This is a genomic window from Glycomyces harbinensis, from assembly GCF_900101745.1.
Classification (GTDB): Bacteria; Actinomycetota; Actinomycetes; order Mycobacteriales; family Micromonosporaceae; genus Glycomyces; species Glycomyces harbinensis.
Genome location: NZ_FNAD01000006.1, coordinates 186,194 through 203,166 on the forward strand (window position 1 = coordinate 186,194; position 16,973 = coordinate 203,166).

The following is a 16,973-nucleotide window of genomic DNA, read 5'->3' on the forward strand; positions in this document are numbered from 1 at the left end:
GGGTCGCTTAATCCGGAGATTTGGTAGCGCTACCATACATTGACATAGGTAAATGTTCTCCTGGTTACCGGCACTCAACTGACCCTTAGGAGCACCAAAATGAACCGACGACAGCGCCTCGCGGCGATCGTCGCGGGATCGGCCACGGCCGTCGCCACCGCTCTCGGTGCGGGCTTCATGCTCAGTCCCAACGCGGGCGCGCAGGACGGCGTCACCGCGCAGGCGCAAGCCCTGTGGACGAACCCGAACACGCAGGCGGCCGAATGGGTCGCGGACAACCCCAACGACTGGCGCGCGGCCATGATCCGCGACCGCGTCGCGGAGACCCCCTCGGGCACCTGGTTCACCCAGTACAACCCGAACACGATCCGGTCCCAGGTGCAGGAGGTGGTCTCCGCGGCCGCCGCCGAGGGCGCCGCGCCGACCATGGTCGTCTACAACATCCCCAACCGCGACTGCGGCGGCCACTCGGGCGGCGGCGCCCCCGACCACCAGTCCTACCGCAACTGGGTCGACCAGTTCGCCGCCGGGCTCTCCGGACCGGCCTACATCATCCTCGAGCCCGACACCCTCCCGCACGAGTGCTCCGACAGCAACCAGCGCCAGCAGATCAACCAGTCCCTGACCCACGCGACCCAGGCGATCAAGAGGGCCGACTCGCAGGCCAAGGTCTACATCGACATCGGCAACTCCGACTGGCTCGAACCTTCCACGGCGGCCCAGCGCCTCCAGGACGCCGGCGTCCAGTACGCCGACGGCTTCGCGCTCAACGTCTCGAACTACCGCACCACCCAGGAGACCACCTCCTACGCCCAGCAGATCCGCAACATCATCGGCTCGAACAAGGGCGCCGTCATCGACACCAGCCGCAACGGCAACGGCCCCTTGGGCAGCGAATGGTGCGACCCGTCCGGGCGCGCGATCGGCGCCCACCCGACCACCTCCACCGGCATCGCCGGCATCGACGCCTTCCTGTGGGTCAAGCTCGTCGGCGAGGCCGACGGCTGCGCCGGCTCGGCCGGCCAGTTCATCCCCGACCTGGCCTACCAGCTCGCCAACGCCGCCGGCTCGGACTGGCCCGGCGACGTCGAGCCGACCGACCCGGTCACCACCGACGACCCGACCACCGGCGGACCCGCCGAAGGCGACTGCACCGTCCACATCGACGTCGTCAGCTCCTGGAACTCGGGCTGGCAGGGCAAGGTCTCGATGACCACCGAGCAGGCCGTCAACGGCTGGACGCTCTCGTGGACCTGGCCCGGCGCGCAGTCCGTCACGAGCAGCTGGAACACCCAGTTGACCAGTTCGGGATCGACGGTCACCGCCAAGGACGTCGGCTGGAACGCCGGCGTCTCGGCCGGTCAGACCAAGGAGCTGTTCGGCTTCGTCGCCTCCGGCCCGGCGGCCGACTTCGACGTCGAATGCTGATCCGAACCGTCCACTGCTGACCCGAGGTCACAGTAGGCACCAGGTGTCCGGCCTGCGTCGCGGTTTCGCGACCTACACTGTCCGTGTGGCACAGTTCCAAGCGGCGCAGGCCGACACCGTCATCGCTCCCAGTCTGCTGGCGGCCGACTTCGCCCGCCTCGCCGAGGCGGCCGAAGCCGTCGACGGGGCCGTCGACTGGCTCCACGTCGACGTCATGGACAACCACTTCGTCCCCAACCTCACGCTCGGCCCGCCCGTCGTGAAGGCGCTCAAGGCCGCCACCGCCATCCCGCTCGACTGCCACCTCATGATCGAGGACCCGGCCCGCTGGGCCGTCGGCTACGCCGAACTGGGCGCCTACAACGTCACCTTCCACGCCGAGGCCTGCGACGACCCCGTCGCGGTCGCGAAGGACTTGCGCGCGGCAGGGTCCAAGGCCGGACTCGCCATCGACCGCGACACCCCCGTCGAGGACTACCTCGAGATCCTCCCCGAGTTCGACATGCTCCTGATCATGACGATCAAGGCCGGCTTCGGCGGCCAGTCGTTCATCCCCGAGCTGCTCGACAAGGTCCGCACCGCCCGCACCCACGCCTCATCAGGCCACCTGGACCTGCGCATCGAGGTCGACGGCGGCATCGCGGACGACACCATCGCCGCCGCAGCCGAGGCCGGAGCCGACGCGTTCGTCGCCGGCACCGCGGTCTACGGCGCGGCCGACCCAGCCGATGCGGCCCGGCGCCTGCGCGCCCGCGCCGACGCGGCGCGATCATCAGCTTGAGCCGCGCATGGCAGCCACCACCCCCGACCTGGTCCTCATCAGCGACGCCGACACCGAGCTCGCCGAATTCCTCGCCGCGCGGCTGAGGGCCGACGGCTTCGACACCGCACTCGCCCGCGACGGCTACCAGGCGCTCGCCGGGATCGCACTGCGCCGGCCCGGCATCGTCCTGCTCGAATGCGACCTGCCGTTCATCGACGGCCTCGCCCTCACCCGCCAGTTGCGCGCCGACCCCGCCACCGCGAGCCTCCCGATCATCCTGCTGGGCGCCCAGTCCTCCTCGGCCGACAAGATCGCCGGCCTCAAGGCCGGCGCCGACGACTACATCGCCAAGCCCTTCGACCCCGCCGAAGTCTCCGCGCGCATCGACTCCGCGATCCGCCGCCACCGCGAAGTCCGCGAGTCCTCACCGCTCACCGGTATGCCCGGCAACGACCGCATCCTCCGCGAACTCCAGTCCTGGATCAAACGCGGCGACCCGTTCGCCCTGTGCTACATCGACATCGACCAGTTCAAGGCCGTCAACGACGTGTACGGGTTCGTCCGCGGCGACGAGTTCATCAAGGCCCTGGCCGAATCCGTCTACGCCGCCGCCGGCGACGCCGGGGCCGCCCCGGTCTTCCTCGGCCACGTCGGCGGCGACGACTTCACCATCCTGTGCCTGCCCGAGCACGCCGAGCCCGTCACCGGCTTCCTCAACGACCACTTCGCCCGGCGCGTCCGCCAACTCTGCGACCCCCGCGACGTCGAACGCGGCTACATCGAGCACGCCGACCGCACCTCGCGGCGCATGTCCCGCTCCCGCCTGCCCACGCTCTCCACCGGCGTCGCCCTCTCCGCCCAGCGCCGCTTCACCGACGCCTACGAGGCCGTCGCCGAGGCCACCGCCCTCAAGAGCGTCGCCAAATCCCACTCCGGCAACTACGTCGCCTTCCCCGAGGGCCGCGCCCCCGGCCGGCCCGGCCGCCGCCCCGTCTTCTGGACGAACGAGCGGTGACAGTGAGACGACACTCACGGAATAGAGACTCCTCGAAACGGCCGTGGCACAATTCCTAGTAGCAACGCGCGTCAGCGGGGTCGGTGAAACTCCGAGCCGGCGGTGAGCAGGCCAAGCCTGCGAGTCCGCGACCCGTCCGCATCCAGCGGACGGTTGACCTGGTGAGATTCCAGGACCGACGGTTAAAGTCCGGATGGGAGCAGACGCAACGCAGGAAGCCATGGTCGGCCCCTGCGAGCCATTCTTCTGCCCCGCCTGCGTGCACCCAAGGCACTTGCACCAGGTAGGGGGTTCCACCGGATGTTCACGGGCATCATCGAAGAGCTCGGCGAAGTCGTCAAGTCCAGCGAAGCGTTCCTGGCCGTACGCGGCCCGCTCGTCACCTCTGACGCGAATCTCGGCGACTCGATCGCCGTCAACGGCGTCTGCCTCACCGTCATCCTCGTCGACGGCGACGTCTTCCACGCCGACGTCATGGAGGAGACCTACCGCCGCAGCGTCATCGGCCGCCTCGAGCCCGGCGACGAGGTCAACCTCGAACGCGCCGCCACCCTCACCACCCGCCTCGGCGGACAGCTCGTGCAGGGCCACGTCGACGGCGTCGCCGAGATCGTCAAGCGCACCCCGGCCGCCGAATGGGAGGAAGTCACCTTCCGCCTCCCGCCCGGCCTCGCCCGATACGTGGTCGAGAAGGGCTCCATCACGATCGACGGCACCTCCCTGACGGTCGCCGCCATCGAAGGCGACGAGTTCACCGTCGGCCTCATCCCCACCACGCTCGACGCCACCACCTTGGGGCGCAAGCAGGTAGGCGACCCCGTCCACATCGAGACGGACGTCGTCGCCAAGCACGTGGAAAAACTCCTCCAGTCAGCCGGGAGCATCTGATGAACGACATCCGCCTGGACACCATCGAAGACGCCGTCGCCGCCATCGCCGAGGGCCGACCCGTGGTCGTCGCCGACGACGTCGACCGCGAGAACGAGGGCGACATCGTCTTCGCCGCGGAGGACGCCACCACCGAACTCATGGCCTTCACCATCCGCCACACCGGCGGGTACGTCTGCGTCGCCATGCCCGAGGAGACCGCCGACCGGCTCGAACTGCCCCCGGCCTACCACGTCAACCAGGACTACAAGGGCACCGCGTTCGCCGTCACCGTCGACGCCCGCAAGGGCCTCACCACCGGCATCTCGGCCGCCGACCGCGCCCAGACCGTCCGCGTCCTCGCCGACCCGGCCACCGCCGCGACCGACCTCAACCGGCCCGGCCACATCGTCCCCCTGCGCGCCAAGGACGGCGGCGTCCTGGTCCGCCGCGGCCACACCGAAGCCGCCGTCGACCTCATGAACCTCGCCGGCAAGCGCCCGGTCAGCGCCATCTCCGAGATGATGAACGACGACGGCACCATGATGCGCCTGCCCGAGCTGCGCGCCTTCGCCGACGAGCACGGCCTGGTCCTCGTCTCCGTCGCCGACCTCGTCGCCTGGCGCCAGCGCAACGAGACCCACGTCAAGCGCCTCGCCGAAGCCCGCCTCCCGCTGGAGGCGGGGGAGTTCAAGGCCGTCGGCTACCGGTCCGTCTTCGACGGCAACGAGCACGTCGCCCTCGTCAAGGGCGACATCGGCGACGGCCGCGACGTCCTCGTCCGCGTCCACTCCGAATGCCTCACCGGCGACGCCTTCGGATCGCTGCGCTGCGACTGCGGCCCCCAGCTCCAGGCCTCCCTGCGCGAGATCGAGGCCGAAGGCCGCGGCGTCGTCCTCTACATGAGGGGCCACGAGGGCCGCGGCATCGGCCTGGTCCACAAGCTCCAGGCCTACCAGCTCCAGGACCAGGGCCGCGACACCGTCGACGCCAACCTCGAACTGGGCCTGCCCGCCGACGCCCGCGACTGGGCCGTCGGCGCGCAGATCCTCGCCGACCTCGGCATCAAGTCGATGCGCCTGCTGACCAACAACCCCGACAAGCGCGCCGGGATCGAAGGCCACGGCCTCGAGGTCATCGACCGGGTCGCCCTGCCGACCTACGCCACGCCCGACAACATCGCCTACCTGACCACCAAGCGCGACCGCATGGGGCACCTCCTCGTGGACCTGCCCCGGTTCGCGCCGGTCGACAACGCGATCGGAGCCGCCTGACATGTCCGGACAAGGAGCACCCGAGGTCGCCGTCCCCGACGCCGCCGGCCTCACCCTCGGCATCGTCGCCACCGACTGGAACGCCGCCGTCGTCGAGCAGCTGCTCAAGCGGGCGCTCGACGCCGCGGCCGACGCCAAGGTCGCCGAGGTCAAGGTCCTGCACGTCGCCGGGGCCGTCGAACTGCCGATCGCCGCCCAGGCGCTCGCGCGCCGGTACGACGCCGTGGTCGCCCTCGGCACCGTCATCCGCGGCGGCACCGCCCACTTCGACTACGTGTGCAAGTCCGTCACCGAAGGGCTCACCCGGATCGCGCTCGACGAGTCGACCCCCGTGGCCCACGGCGTGCTCACCGTCGACAACCAGGAGCAGGCCCTCGCCCGCGCCGGATACCCCGAGTCCACCGAGGACAAGGGCTACGAGGCGGTCGTCGCCGCCCTCGGCGCGGCGCTGGCGATCCGCTCGCTCGACGCGTAGCACCGACGATCGGGACGGGGCCCGGGCCTGTCGGCCCGGGCCCCGTCCCGACTCAGCTGTAGTGCTGGAACCGCGGCCAGAGCGCGGTCCAGTCCTCGACCGGGCCGCGGCAGACCCCGACGGTCCGCCCCTGCTCCTCGTTCTCCACGTCCACGCCGCTGTCGAGTTCGGCGGCGATCTCGCAGCCGTCGAAGAACGCGGACACCCGCTCCAGCGGCAGGCCCACGGTCACCACCACCGTCGCCGAGGCCGGCGGCGGGCCGTACTCGTGGAGTTCGTTGTGGCCGCTGAAGATCGGCGGCAGGCCCTCGCCGTAGCGCTCCAGGGCCCCGGCCTCGCCGTAGTTCGACGTGATGATCACCGCCGCCTCGGCCTCGCCCGCGGGCAGCGCCGAGACGACTTCCTCGACCTGGTCCGTGTAGGCCTGCCAGCCGATCTGGTCGGGCACCGAGTCGTTCATGACCGGGATCGGCGTGCCGCCGACCGCGTCGACGGGGACCAGCGGCAGCGCGACCACCGCCGACACCGCCGCGTTGAGCGCCACGCCCGCGACCAGCAGCGTCCGGCGCCCGCGCGAGGCGGCCCACGCCGCCGCCGGCACGCAACCGGCCGCGAACAGGGCGATGAGCAGCCCGATCGGGTAGTAGAACTGGCCGCCCGTCGCCAGCGTGATCGCCAGCAGTACCGGGTAGGCGACCGCCAGCGCCCGCACCGGGCGCCACCGGGGCCGGCGCAGGAGCGCCCAGATCCCCGCGATCCAGACCGGCACCAGGAACGTCCCCAGCAGCACGAACTGGAAGGGCAGCAGGATGATCCGGTTCTCCGCGCCGTCGCCCTCGGCGATGGCCGAGGCCATCTCCAGTTGCGGCCAGCCGTTCACCGCCTGGTAGACCAGGTTCGGCGAGCCGATCACCAGCGCCAGGGCGGCGCCGGCCCACAGCCACTTCGATCCGAGTACCCGGCGCGGTCCGACGGCGAGCAGCGCGACGCCGACGCTGAGGAGCAGCAGCGCGATGAGGTGCTTGTTGTACAGGCCCACCCCGGCGACCGCGCCGACCGCGAGCCACCAGCGCGGGTCGCGCAGCAGCGCCCGGATCGCGAACAGGAGCGCCGCCGTCCACACGGCCAGGTCGACCGTGGCGGTCGACAGCAGGTGCCCGAAGGCGAGCGCGACCCCGGCGAAGGCCAGACCCCAGACGCAGAGCGCTTGCGCCGCTTTGCCTCCGCCGAGTTCGCGGGTGATGAGGGCCGCGAGCCACAGGGCGCCGACCATGCACAGCACGGACGGGAGGCGCAGGGCCCACACCGAGTCGCCGAACAGGTTGATCGCGGCGCGCCCGAGGAGCGGTGTCAGCGGCGGCTGGTCGGCGTAGCCCCAGGCGGGGTCGAGCATCCGGAAGTACAGCTCGTCGCGGTGGTAGTCGTACCGGGCGTTGGTGGCGGCCAGGACCGCGGCGAGCGCGAGGCTCGCCAGGGCGGGGTGCAGCTTGAAGAGGGGGCGCATGCGGACCTTTCGAGGGGACTGGTGCTGGGAAGAGCATCCCGCAGCGGCGGTTGCGGCGCAACCGCGCCCGGTGTCCCGGATCGTCCCGTTCGCTACTCCGCCTTGCGGATGGCCTCGATCGCCTCGTGGAACGCGGGGGTGGCGCGCTCGAAGTGCTCGGTGAGGGCCGCGATCTGCTCGGGGGAGCAGGAGGCGAAGACCGCGCCGAGCTTCTCGCGGGCGGGTGCGAGCGTGTCGTCGAGATCGACCGCCTCGTCCTCGACCGCCTCGACCAGGACGCGGCGGCGGTCGGCCGGGTCGGGGACGCGGCGAACCAGCCCGCGCTGTTCGAGCCGGTCGATGAGGCGCGTGGTGGCACCGGTGGTCAAACCGGTCTTGGCGGCGAGCTCGCCGGAGGTCATGCGGCCCTCGAAGGTGAGCGCGCCGATCGCGTACAGGTCGGTGGCGCCGAGGCCGACCGCCTGGGCGGTGGCGAGCCCGTGGAGGACCACGGCGTTGAGGTAGCGCGGGTACACGGCGCCGAGCCGCTCCAGGTCGGGTCTTGACACGCGGATTCCTCTTCCTTAAGGTAATATCTGCATGAAAGCAGAGAATGTTCAGACGCAACTAACCTTGCGCCAAGCTACCAGAAGGACGCCGAACATGGACACCGAACACATCGCCGCCCGCATCGCCGCCACCGTCGAGGCCTGGGCCGCCGGCGACGGCGCCGCCTACGCCGCGAACTTCACCGCCGACGCCACCTACGTGACCTTCGTCGGCACCCTGTACCGCGGCCGCGACGAGATCGCCCGCGCCCACCAGGCCCTGTTCGACAAGTTCCTCAAGGGCAGCGTGCTCGTCGACGACATCGCCGACGTCCGCTTCCTGGGGGCGGACGCGGCGGTCGTCACCAGCCGCGGCGACGTCGCCAAGCACGGCGGGCGCCCCGCGAAGCTGTCGAAGGTGCAGACCTACACCCTGGTCCGCGAAGCCGACGGCGAGTGGCGCATCGCCGCGTTCCACAACACCAAGCGCAAGGCCCTCATGGAGAAGGTCTCCTTCGCGTTCGCGCCCGCGACCGCCCCGGCCTGAACCCGCCGGCGCCCGTGCCGTCCCGCCGGACGGCATGGGCGCCATGGGCGCTCAAGCCGCGTCGATCCTCGCGAAGTAGGCGTCCACCAGCGGCTTTCCGATGCCGGTCATCCACTCCTCCAAGGTCAGCAGGCCCGGGTGGATCTTCTTGAGCGCCGGGATGTCGACCGCCATGCGGTGCTCGTTGAGGACGCCCAGCATCTTCGCGGTCGACGGGCTGTCCTCGGCGACCTGCTCGACGCCGATGGCCACGTACGGCACCTCGCGCCCGACGACGCGGCCGATGATCGCCGCCTTCTCGGCCTGGGTGATGTCGTCTCCCGCAAGCTCGTACACCTTCCCGGCGTGCGCCCCGGGATCGGCGAAGGCGATGGCGGCGAACGCGGCGATGTCGTCGGCGGCGATGTGCGGCTCGTACGTGTCGGCGGCGAGCAGCGAGACCAGCGCGCCGTTCTGGAGCTCGCGGAAGGAGTCGAACGTGTTCTCCATGAACGAGGTCGGGCGCAGGATCGTGTGCGGCACGCCGCTGCCGCGGATCGCCCGCTCGGCCTCGGCCTTGCGCTGGAGCATGTCCATGTGCTCCTCCAGCGGGCCGCCGACGCCGATCGTCGAGGAGTGCACGAGGTGCTCGACCCCGGCGGCCTTCGCGGCCGCGCCGAGCTTGGCGGCCGTGCGCGACTCGTGATCGAGGTCGTGGCCGTACGGCCCGCCCTCGTAGGCCCCGGCGTGCACGCTGAAGACGCCCCAGGCGCCGGCCGTCGCCCTGTCCAGCGAGTCGCGGTCGTCGAGGTCGCCGACCACGACCTCCGCCCCTGCTTCGGCCAGAGCACGGGCCTTGGCGCTGGAGTCGTCGCGCGTCAGCGCCCGCACCGGCACGCCGTCGGCGAGCAGGCGCGCGGCGACGGCCCCGCCCTGCCGACCGGTCGCACCGGTCACGAGAATGGTCTTCGCAGTGTGAGACATCGATGGTTCCTTTCCGTTCCGAAGGCCGCCGACTAGTATCGGAGTCGGCAACCCGGTTGCTGAAACGGAAGACTACACCCGTTTAACTTCGATCGCGAGAGGGGCACCTGTTGCAGACGGCAGTGAAGCGAGCCGAGCGCGTCGACGCCCAGCGCAACCGGCAGAAGGTCCTGGAGACGGCCGACCGCCTCTTCGGCGAGCGCGGCACCTCGGTGTCCCTGGGGGAGATCGCGGTCGCGGCGGGCGTCGGCGCGGGCACGGTCTACCGGCACTTCCCGACCAAGGACGCCCTGCTCGCGACCGTCCTCGACCAGCGGCTGGTCCAGCTCGGCGAGTACGGCACCGCGATGCTCGCCGGCGACGATCCCGAGCGCGCCTTCTTCGACTACCTGGTCTTCCTCACCGAGCAGTCCTTCGCCAACCGCGCCATCTGCGAGGCCCTCGCCGCGCGGGGCGACTGGCAGGAGCCCTCGAAGTCGGAGGGCCGCTGCGTGGTCGACACGCCCCTGGCGATGCTGCTGCGCCGCGCCCAGGACGCCGGTGCCGTCCGCCCCGACGTGGACCCGGAGGACGTCCGGGCCCTGCTGTCGGGGTGCGTGGTCATGAACGCCTCCACCGAGCGCATCCGCCGACTCGCCGGCGTCGTCTGGGACGGCCTGCGCGCGTCACGAAACGCCGAAATCCGTAACGAAACCTGGCCCGAGTCGAACCCTCGTAACGAAACCTCCGTAACGGAAGGCGCCTGCCCGGTCTGCGGCGGACCGATCGCGCCCTCGGCCACCGGCCGCCCCGCGAAGTACTGCTCGGCCGCGTGCCGCCAGAAGGCGTTCCGGGACAAGCGCAAGGCCGCCTGAACCCGCGGCCCTGGACGGCTTGGCAAACGTTCGCCTAAGATCGGCCGCAGTCCATCCGCGAAGGAGGCCGCCATGGTCCGCCGATTCTCCCCGCACGTGCTCCGAACGGTCACCGATCTCGACGGCGTCTGGGACTTCGCCTACCTCGGCGACGTCGACCCCGACGACGTCGCGCTCGACGACCTCGCCTTCGACGACGCCATGGCCGTTCCCGGCTGCTTCGACGCCACGCCCGCCTACGCCGGCCGCCGCGGCCTGGCCGCCTACCGCACCCGCGTCCTGACCCGGGCCGGGCGCCAGCGCCTGGTCTTCGACGGCGTCCAGCACTGGTGCCGCGTGTACTGGAACGGCCGCCCGATCCGCGACCACGCCGGCGGCTTCACGCGCTTCTGGGCCGAGACCGACGCCCAAGGCGGCGAAGCCGAGATCACCGTCCTGGTCGACAACCGCTTCGGCGACCGCTCGCCGCTGCACATGGAGCACTTCGACTGGTACCACTTCGGCGGCATCAGCCGCGGCGTCGAACTCCACGTCCTCGACGGCGTCCGCATCGACGGCCTCGAGATCGACACCCTCTCGGTCGCCGAGCGCCGCATCGAGGTCCGCATCGGCTACACCGCCGAAACCGCCTCGGCCCCGCTCACCATCGAATGCGACGGCCGGGCCCTCCTCGCCGAATCGGTCGATCTCGACCCCTCCGGGTCGATCACGCGGACCCTTGAGATTCCTTGGGCCGCACCGTGGTCGCCCGCCGATCCGAATCTCTCCCTGCTCACCGTCACCCTCGGTGAAGACGACCAGCGAGAGCGCTTCGGCCTGCGCGAGATCGCGACCGCGAACGGCCGCATCACCGTCAACGGCGAACCCGTCCGGCTCCTGGGCGTCAACCGGCACGAACTCCACCCGCAGTTCGGCCACACCCAGCCCGAGTCCCTCGTGGTCGCCGACGTCCAGCAGCTGCGCGACCTCGGCTGCAACTTCGTGCGCGGCAGCCACTACCCGATGGACCCGCTGTTCCTGGACCTGTGCGACGAGTCCGGGATCCTCGTGTGGAGCGAGTCGATCGGCTGGCAGTACCCGGTCGAGCACCTCACCGACCCCGCGTTCGTCGACGCCCAGCTGGCCCACATCGACGAGATGGTCGCCGCCGCGCGCAACCACCCGTCGATCATCCTGTGGGGCGTGCTCAACGAGTGCCCGAGCTGGTCCGAGGACGGGCGCCCGGTCTACGCGAAGCTGCTCGGACGCCTGCGCGAGCTCGACGCGACCCGCCCGGTCACGTACGCGAGCCTCAACGCCCACGACGACCAGTGCTTCGACCTCGTCGACGTCGTCAGCGCCAACACCTATCCGGGCTGGTACTTCGGCGGCCTCGCCGACATCCCGGCCGAACTCGACCGCATCGCCGCCCGTGTGGACGCCCTCGGGCACGCCGACAAGCCGCTCATCATCTCCGAGATCGGCGCCGGCGCCGTGCCCGGCTGGAACGACGCCGGCGGCTCCCTGTGGACCGAGGACTACCAGGCCGCGCTGCTCGCCACCGTGATCGACCACATCACCGAGGGCCAGGACCGCATCTCGGGCCTGGGCATCTGGGTCATGGGGGACTTCACCACGACCGAGCACCGCGAGATGGCGCTCAAGCGGCCCCGCGGCCTCAACGACAAGGGCCTGGTCGACGAGTACCGCCGCCCCAAGCAGTCCTACCGCGTCGTGCGCGAGCGCTTCCGCAGATGAGGAACCGCCGGGCCCGCACTCAGGGCCCGGCGGCGCGCCTCTCGGTCTAGAACTGCGTCGAGTAGCTGTTGCAGTTGAAGTTCTTGCCTCCGTTCGAGGAGGTGATCTCCCAGCCGAACTGGATCTGGTCGATCCGCGCGTTCGGCATCCGGCCCTGGTTCACCAGCCACTGGCAGATCGGCGTGATGTTCACGGTGCCGCTGGTGAACTGGCTCGTCGCCATGAAGCTGTAGACGTGGTTGCCGCCGTTGTGGCCCTGGTGGTAGTTCCAGTTGCGGCCGCCGAGGTTGACGTTGGTGACGTAGCCGCCGATCGGGCCCACATTGGACGTCCACTGCGTCCAGATCATGATCTCGTGCTCGTGGCCGTTGCCCCACACGTCGTAGGTGGTGTTGTACGCCAGGCCCGAGCCGGTCGGGTTGGTGACGTTGAAGGAGCTGGAGACGTTGCCCATGTTGGACACCTGGCGGCCCAGCGTGCGGGAGACGTTCGGGTAGGACTTGATGCCGCCCGTGTTCGGGTGGTTCGCCCACACGCCCCAGTTGGAGGCGGAGTTCGCCCAGATCGACTGGGGGCCTGCGCCGCCGCCCCAGATGTTGTTGTACAGCGTGTAGGAGCCGGTGGTCCACTGCCCGTACTGGGCGGAGGAGGACCAGACGGCGGCTTGCGCCGGGGACTGGAGGGCGCCTACGGCGCCGGCGGTGGCCAGGGGAGCGGCCAGCGCGGCGGTGAGGAGCGATCTGCGTCGCATGTCGGGCACGCCTTTCGTGAGTCGCGGTGTCAGTCATCGCCATTCAACGTTGACGAATGTCGATACTTTAATTAGATCATACGACCAAATTAATGTCTATATCCGTTACGCACCGTGTTCGCCGCAAGAGGCGGACGGCCCTGATCCGGCCCGTATCGCACGCGGAAGGGCCGCGGCGCAGGCGCCGCGGCCCTTCGTCTCGCCCTGTGCCTCAGGCGGTGAGCGTGTAGTCGTCCACCCGGAAGTCCTGCCCGCCCGCGGCGGAGGTGATCTCCCAGCCGAACTGGATCTGGTCGATCCGGACCTCGGGCATGTGGCCCTGGGCGACCAGCCACCGGCAGTGCGCGGTGATGTCGATCGACGCGCCGGTGCTCTGCGAGGTCGCCAGGAAGCTGTAGACCGCATTGGCGCCGTTGCTGCCCTGGTGGTACGCCCAGGTCTGCCCGCCGAGCTCCACCTCGTCGCTCTGCCCGCCGATCGGGCCGACCGGCCCGTACCAGTTGGTCCAGATCATGATCTCGTGCTCGTGGCCGTCGCCCCACACGTCGTACGCCGTGTTGTAGGCCAGGCCGCTGCCCTGGGGCACCGTGACGGCGTTGGTGCTCGTCACCTGCCCCATCTCGGAGACGTTGCGCCCCAAGGTGTACGAGACGTTCGGGTAGGACTTGATCCCGCCGGTGTTGGGGTGGTCGGCGCTCACGCCCCAGTCGCCCGGGCCGTTCGCCCAGATCGTCTGGCCTCCGGCGCCCGAGCCCCAGATGTTGTTGTAGAACGTGTAGTCGCCCTGCGTCCAGTTGCCCCACTGGTCGCTGGAGGTCCAGGTCTGTGCCGCGCCGGCGTCGTCGTCCGCGGTCTGCGCCCATGCCGGGAGGGCGCCGACCGCCGCCGCGCTCGCCGCGAACGTGGCGGCGCCGGCGGTGAAGAGCGTTCTGCGTCGCATCTTTCCTGCCTTCTGTCGATTCGATGTGATGCCACATAGGACCGTAAAACGGGTCGAAATATGACAAGTGCATTACATCACACGACCCAACTAATGTCCAGACCCCTCACGTACCGCCCGATCCGCCGCGTGATCCCCGTCTCGACCGTCCCGCACAGCGGTCGCGGGAGCGCATCGGCGTCGCTGCCGCCTGGTCCGCAACGTAGAATTCCCGGTCGTGAAGACCTTCGAGCAGCTCTACGCCGAACTCGCCGAGAAAGCAGTGACCCGACCCGAGGGGTCGGGCACCGTCGCCGCCCTCGACGCCGGCGTCCATGCCATCGGCAAGAAGATCGTCGAAGAGGCGGCCGAGGTCTGGATGGCCGCCGAATACGAGTCGGACGAAGCCGCGGCCGAGGAGATCTCCCAGCTCCTGTACCACCTCCAGGTGATGATGGTCGCCCGCGGCATCAGCGTCGACGACGTCTACCGGTACCTCTAGAAAGGCTCTTCCGCATGCTCCGCATCGCCGTGCCCAACAAGGGCGCACTCTCGCAGGGCGCCACCGACATGCTCACCGAGGCCGGCTACCGCCAGCGCCGCTCCAGCCGCGACCTCCAGTCGGTCGACGCCTCCAACGGCGTCGAGTTCTTCTACCTGCGCCCCGGCGACATCGCCACCTACGTCGCCACCGGCGACCTCGACCTGGGCATCACCGGCCGCGACCTCGCCGTCAACTCCGGCGCCGAGGTCGAGGAGGTCCTCGCGCTCGGCTTCGGCCGCTCGACGTTCCGCTACGCCGCCCGCCCGGGCGACGTCGACTCGGTCGCCGGCCTCGACGGCAAGCGCATCGCGACCTCCTACCCCGGCGTCGTCCAGCGCGACCTCGAGCAGCAGGGCGTCAAGACCGCCATCGTGGAGCTCGCGGGCGCGGTCGAGAACGCCATCGCCCTGGGTGTCGCCGACGCCATCGCCGACGTGGTCGAGACCGGCACGACCTTGAAGCAGGCCGGGCTCGCCGTCTTCGGCGACCCGATCATGCACTCCGAGGCCGTCCTGGTCCGCAAGACCGGCAACGGCCGGGCCGGCGCGGTCGACCAGCTCCTGCGCCGCCTGCGCGGCGTCCTGGTCGCCCGCTCCTACGTGATGCTCGCCTACGACGTGCGCGCCGAGCTGCTCGAGGCCGCGGTCGAACTGACCCCCGGCATCGAGTCGCCGACGGTCTCCCCGCTGCATCGGGAAGGGTGGGTCGCCGTCCAGTCGATGACCGAGCGCGCCGACCTGCACCGCGTCATGGACGCCCTCTACGAGATGGGCGCGCGCGGCATCCTGGCCTCGAACATCGACGCCTGCCGCCTCTAGGACAGCCGCGGCCGCTCCAATGCGGCGGCCGCGTCCGCCCGCTCCCGCAGCTCGGCGGCCATCGCGACGGCCTCGATCGCGTCGCGGTGGTAGGCGACCGCGTCGTGCCCCAGGCCTCCGGCCGTCATCGCCCGCACCGTCGCGAGGCCCTGGAGCCGCTGGACCGGACCCTGCACGACCCGCACCGACTGAATGCGCGCGTACGGCACGGCGACATGGGTGTTCACCATGACGCCGTGCCGGACCACGAACACCCGCTCATGGAGCGTGGCCCCGGTCCGCTTCCAGCGCAACGGCATCCGCCACCGCGCCCGGCGCGGCGGCAGCGCCGTCTCGAACACCGACGGCAGGTCCGGCACCGCCTCGGCCGCCACCAGCGCCACCTGCCCGGGGTCGCCGACCGGCAGCATCATGGTCGACTTGGCCGCACCGCCGCCGCCCTGCTGGGCCACGGCCGCCGTCCACACCTCCACGCGCCGCCACCGACGCGAGCGCCACAGCACCGGCTCGTCGAAGGTCACCCCGGTCACGCGGTCCACCGGCACCGTCTCGTGGCTCGTGTCCGTCAGCCCCCGCTCCACCAGCAGGCTCCCGCCGTCGCGGCTGAGCCGGAACCGGCAGTTGCGCAGGAACCGGTTGACCGTGACGATGGTGCTCTGGGCGTACCCGAGCAGCGCCGGTGCGAGGAAGCCGAACCACACGGTCGTCGCCACGGTGCTGAACCCGAAGACGGCGCCCGACACCGCGAACGCGGTCCCGAACAGCACCAGCGCCGTCACCTGCACCGGCAGGGCCTCCAAGAGCGAGGCGAACGCGAGCCGCTTGACCGGCACCGGCGGGATCAGCGCGCCAGGTCCGGACGCGACCGGCTCATCGCCGGCGTCCGCGTCGGCGTCCGGATCGACCTCAGGGACCGGTGCGATCGGGCGCCCGGCGATCCCCAGCAGCTCCGCGCGCAGCGCCAGGGCCCGGTCCACCTTCAAATACGCCAGGCGCGCGTCCGTGCCGTCGCCCCCGGCCACTTCGATGTTCAACTGCGCCAACCCGAACGGACGGGCCCGCAGCGGCCGCGCCAGGTCCACGGACTGGAGCCGGTCCAGCGGGACCGTGCGGTGGCTCCTGGTGAAGACCCCGCTGTAGATGTGCAGTTCCGGGCCCCAGATCACGAAGCCGCGGTACTGGAGCGCGATGAGGCTCGCGATGCCGCCGACCACCGCGGCCGCCACCGCGATGTAGACCGCGAACAGGAAGTTCTGCGAGGTGAAGACCTGGAAGCCGACCGCCGCCGCGGCGGCGGCGAAGAACCTGAAGCTCTCCAGCAGCGGCGTCAGCGGGTGCAGGCGCTGGCGGGTGACCCCCGGAGGCGGCGCGCTCGGCCCCGCGGCCTCCGGCCCGTACGGGACGTCGGCCAGCACGGGAGCGGACTCCTCTTGCGGCGCAGCGGCTTCGGGGCCCACCTCGTCGGGGCCAGGGCCGGTCACAGGCCCTCCCGGACCTCGGCGGCGCGGACGGCGAGCCGGTCGCGCAGCGCCGCCGCAACGGGCGGGTCGAGCCCGGGGACCTCGGTCGTCGAGCCGAGCGCGGCGGTGCGCACCTGCACCGTGGTCAGGCCGAACATCCGCTCGATGGGCCCGGCCGAGAGGTCGATGAGCTGGATGCGGCCGTAGGGCACGATGCTCAACCGGCGCGTCAGGAGTCCGTGGCGGACCAGGAGGTCTTCGTCCCTTTCGGCGAAGCCCCAGGTCGCGACGGTGCGCGCCACCGCGAGGGACCGCAGTCCCGCGAGGACGACGTACCCGCCGAGGGCCCACAGGAGTCCGTCCCATCCCAGCCAGATCGTCAACGGGATCGCCGCCACGACCGCGAGGATCAGCACGTTCAGCAGGCTCCGCAGGACCCAGACGGTCCGCAGCTGCCGGGACATCGGCTGCCATTCGATGCCGCTCGGCCACAGGTCCCACACGGGGATCGCTTTCGCGCTCATGGC

18 protein-coding genes and 1 riboswitch are annotated in these 16,973 nt (G+C 70.8%); of the genes, 11 read left to right on the forward strand and 7 right to left on the reverse strand.

The window, feature by feature from the left end; all coding sequences use genetic code 11:
* Positions 1-99 precede the first annotated feature (99 nt).
* The 6 genes from BLQ63_RS12290 to ribH all read left to right on the forward strand — a co-directional run bounded on the left by BLQ63_RS12290 (position 100) and on the right by ribH (position 5,822).
* Positions 100-1,428 (forward strand): glycoside hydrolase family 6 protein, encoded by a 1,329-nt coding sequence (locus BLQ63_RS12290; protein ID WP_091034496.1) that lies wholly within the window; start codon positions 100-102, stop codon positions 1,426-1,428.
* A gap of 85 nt (positions 1,429-1,513) precedes the next feature.
* Positions 1,514-2,209, forward strand: coding sequence for a ribulose-phosphate 3-epimerase (gene rpe / locus BLQ63_RS12295; RefSeq protein ID WP_091034890.1), 696 nt, complete (start codon positions 1,514-1,516; stop codon positions 2,207-2,209).
* A 7-nt stretch (positions 2,210-2,216) separates the two neighbouring features.
* On the forward strand, positions 2,217-3,206 hold the full coding sequence (locus BLQ63_RS12300; protein WP_091034500.1) for a GGDEF domain-containing response regulator: 990 nt from the start codon (positions 2,217-2,219) through the stop codon (positions 3,204-3,206).
* A gap of 66 nt (positions 3,207-3,272) precedes the next feature.
* Positions 3,273-3,415, forward strand: a riboswitch (FMN riboswitch).
* A 91-nt stretch (positions 3,416-3,506) separates the two neighbouring features.
* A complete protein-coding gene (locus tag BLQ63_RS12305; protein ID WP_091034503.1) occupies positions 3,507-4,094 on the forward strand; it encodes a riboflavin synthase in 588 nt (195 codons plus the stop codon).
* Positions 4,094-5,347 (forward strand): bifunctional 3,4-dihydroxy-2-butanone-4-phosphate synthase/GTP cyclohydrolase II, encoded by a 1,254-nt coding sequence (locus BLQ63_RS12310; protein ID WP_091034506.1) that lies wholly within the window; start codon positions 4,094-4,096, stop codon positions 5,345-5,347. Before BLQ63_RS12305 ends, BLQ63_RS12310 begins: the two co-directional genes overlap by 1 nt.
* Position 5,348: 1 nt before the next feature.
* Complete coding sequence (gene ribH, locus BLQ63_RS12315; protein WP_091034509.1) at positions 5,349-5,822, forward strand: 6,7-dimethyl-8-ribityllumazine synthase; 474 nt, start codon at positions 5,349-5,351, stop codon at positions 5,820-5,822.
* 52 nt (positions 5,823-5,874) lie between these two features.
* Here ribH and BLQ63_RS12320 read toward each other — a convergent pair whose 3' ends face one another.
* The gene (locus tag BLQ63_RS12320; RefSeq protein ID WP_091034519.1) at positions 5,875-7,326 is read right to left on the reverse strand and encodes a glycosyltransferase family 39 protein; all 1,452 of its coding nucleotides are present in this window, start codon (positions 7,324-7,326) and stop codon (positions 5,875-5,877) included.
* A 92-nt stretch (positions 7,327-7,418) separates the two neighbouring features.
* Positions 7,419-7,874: a MarR family winged helix-turn-helix transcriptional regulator gene (locus BLQ63_RS12325; RefSeq protein WP_218125222.1), complete on the reverse strand. Its 456-nt coding sequence runs from the start codon at positions 7,872-7,874 to the stop codon at positions 7,419-7,421.
* 94 nt (positions 7,875-7,968) lie between these two features.
* Between BLQ63_RS12325 and BLQ63_RS12330 the strand changes: the two genes are divergently transcribed.
* Positions 7,969-8,400 carry an SgcJ/EcaC family oxidoreductase gene (locus BLQ63_RS12330; protein WP_091034525.1) on the forward strand — a complete coding sequence of 144 codons (432 nt, stop codon included), beginning with the start codon at positions 7,969-7,971 and terminating at the stop codon, positions 8,398-8,400.
* Between the two features lie 51 nt (positions 8,401-8,451).
* On the opposite strand, the gene BLQ63_RS12335 is transcribed toward BLQ63_RS12330, so the two are convergent.
* Positions 8,452-9,363 carry an NmrA family NAD(P)-binding protein gene (locus BLQ63_RS12335; RefSeq protein ID WP_091034528.1) on the reverse strand — a complete coding sequence of 304 codons (912 nt, stop codon included), beginning with the start codon at positions 9,361-9,363 and terminating at the stop codon, positions 8,452-8,454.
* A gap of 110 nt (positions 9,364-9,473) precedes the next feature.
* Here BLQ63_RS12335 and BLQ63_RS12340 point away from each other — a divergent pair, with 110 nt between their 5' ends.
* Together BLQ63_RS12340 and BLQ63_RS12345 are read left to right on the forward strand one after the other, a co-directional pair.
* A complete protein-coding gene (locus BLQ63_RS12340; protein ID WP_091034531.1) occupies positions 9,474-10,217 on the forward strand; it encodes a TetR/AcrR family transcriptional regulator in 744 nt (247 codons plus the stop codon).
* Positions 10,218-10,289: 72 nt separating this feature from the next.
* Positions 10,290-11,954 carry a glycoside hydrolase family 2 protein gene (locus BLQ63_RS12345; protein WP_091034534.1) on the forward strand — a complete coding sequence of 555 codons (1,665 nt, stop codon included), beginning with the start codon at positions 10,290-10,292 and terminating at the stop codon, positions 11,952-11,954.
* A 46-nt stretch (positions 11,955-12,000) separates the two neighbouring features.
* Here BLQ63_RS12345 and BLQ63_RS12350 read toward each other — a convergent pair whose 3' ends face one another.
* Complete coding sequence (locus BLQ63_RS12350) at positions 12,001-12,705, reverse strand: GH12 family glycosyl hydrolase domain-containing protein (RefSeq protein ID WP_091034896.1); 705 nt, start codon at positions 12,703-12,705, stop codon at positions 12,001-12,003.
* 211 nt (positions 12,706-12,916) lie between these two features.
* Positions 12,917-13,645, reverse strand: coding sequence for a GH12 family glycosyl hydrolase domain-containing protein (locus BLQ63_RS12355; protein WP_091034539.1), 729 nt, complete (start codon positions 13,643-13,645; stop codon positions 12,917-12,919).
* A 217-nt stretch (positions 13,646-13,862) separates the two neighbouring features.
* Between BLQ63_RS12355 and BLQ63_RS12360 the strand changes: the two genes are divergently transcribed.
* Positions 13,863-14,126: a phosphoribosyl-ATP diphosphatase gene (locus BLQ63_RS12360; RefSeq protein ID WP_091034543.1), complete on the forward strand. Its 264-nt coding sequence runs from the start codon at positions 13,863-13,865 to the stop codon at positions 14,124-14,126.
* 14 nt (positions 14,127-14,140) lie between these two features.
* On the forward strand, positions 14,141-14,986 hold the full coding sequence (gene hisG, locus BLQ63_RS12365; protein WP_091034546.1) for an ATP phosphoribosyltransferase: 846 nt from the start codon (positions 14,141-14,143) through the stop codon (positions 14,984-14,986).
* Here the strand turns inward: hisG and BLQ63_RS12370 are convergent.
* The gene (locus BLQ63_RS12370; RefSeq protein WP_091034550.1) at positions 14,983-16,467 is read right to left on the reverse strand and encodes a PH domain-containing protein; all 1,485 of its coding nucleotides are present in this window, start codon (positions 16,465-16,467) and stop codon (positions 14,983-14,985) included. The two genes, hisG and BLQ63_RS12370, sit on opposite strands and share 4 nt — an antisense overlap.
* Positions 16,464-16,970, reverse strand: coding sequence for a PH domain-containing protein (locus BLQ63_RS12375; RefSeq protein WP_091034553.1), 507 nt, complete (start codon positions 16,968-16,970; stop codon positions 16,464-16,466). The genes BLQ63_RS12370 and BLQ63_RS12375 overlap by 4 nt, the downstream gene beginning before the upstream one ends.
* Positions 16,971-16,973: the final 3 nt, after the last annotated feature.

Coding starts and splice junctions, on each gene's coding strand:
- BLQ63_RS12290 (WP_091034496.1), top strand. CDS start 100: ATGAACCGACGACAGCGCCTCGCGGCGATCGTCGCGGGATCGGCCACG.
- BLQ63_RS12300 (WP_091034500.1), top strand. CDS start 2,217: ATGGCAGCCACCACCCCCGACCTGGTCCTCATCAGCGACGCCGACACC.
- BLQ63_RS12305 (WP_091034503.1), top strand. CDS start 3,507: ATGTTCACGGGCATCATCGAAGAGCTCGGCGAAGTCGTCAAGTCCAGC.
- BLQ63_RS12310 (WP_091034506.1), top strand. CDS start 4,094: ATGAACGACATCCGCCTGGACACCATCGAAGACGCCGTCGCCGCCATC.
- ribH (WP_091034509.1), top strand. CDS start 5,349: ATGTCCGGACAAGGAGCACCCGAGGTCGCCGTCCCCGACGCCGCCGGC.
- BLQ63_RS12320 (WP_091034519.1), bottom strand. CDS start 7,326: ATGCGCCCCCTCTTCAAGCTGCACCCCGCCCTGGCGAGCCTCGCGCTC.
- BLQ63_RS12330 (WP_091034525.1), top strand. CDS start 7,969: ATGGACACCGAACACATCGCCGCCCGCATCGCCGCCACCGTCGAGGCC.
- BLQ63_RS12335 (WP_091034528.1), bottom strand. CDS start 9,363: ATGTCTCACACTGCGAAGACCATTCTCGTGACCGGTGCGACCGGTCGG.
- BLQ63_RS12345 (WP_091034534.1), top strand. CDS start 10,290: ATGGTCCGCCGATTCTCCCCGCACGTGCTCCGAACGGTCACCGATCTC.
- BLQ63_RS12350 (WP_091034896.1), bottom strand. CDS start 12,705: ATGCGACGCAGATCGCTCCTCACCGCCGCGCTGGCCGCTCCCCTGGCC.
- BLQ63_RS12355 (WP_091034539.1), bottom strand. CDS start 13,645: ATGCGACGCAGAACGCTCTTCACCGCCGGCGCCGCCACGTTCGCGGCG.
- hisG (WP_091034546.1), top strand. CDS start 14,141: ATGCTCCGCATCGCCGTGCCCAACAAGGGCGCACTCTCGCAGGGCGCC.
- BLQ63_RS12375 (WP_091034553.1), bottom strand. CDS start 16,970: ATGAGCGCGAAAGCGATCCCCGTGTGGGACCTGTGGCCGAGCGGCATC.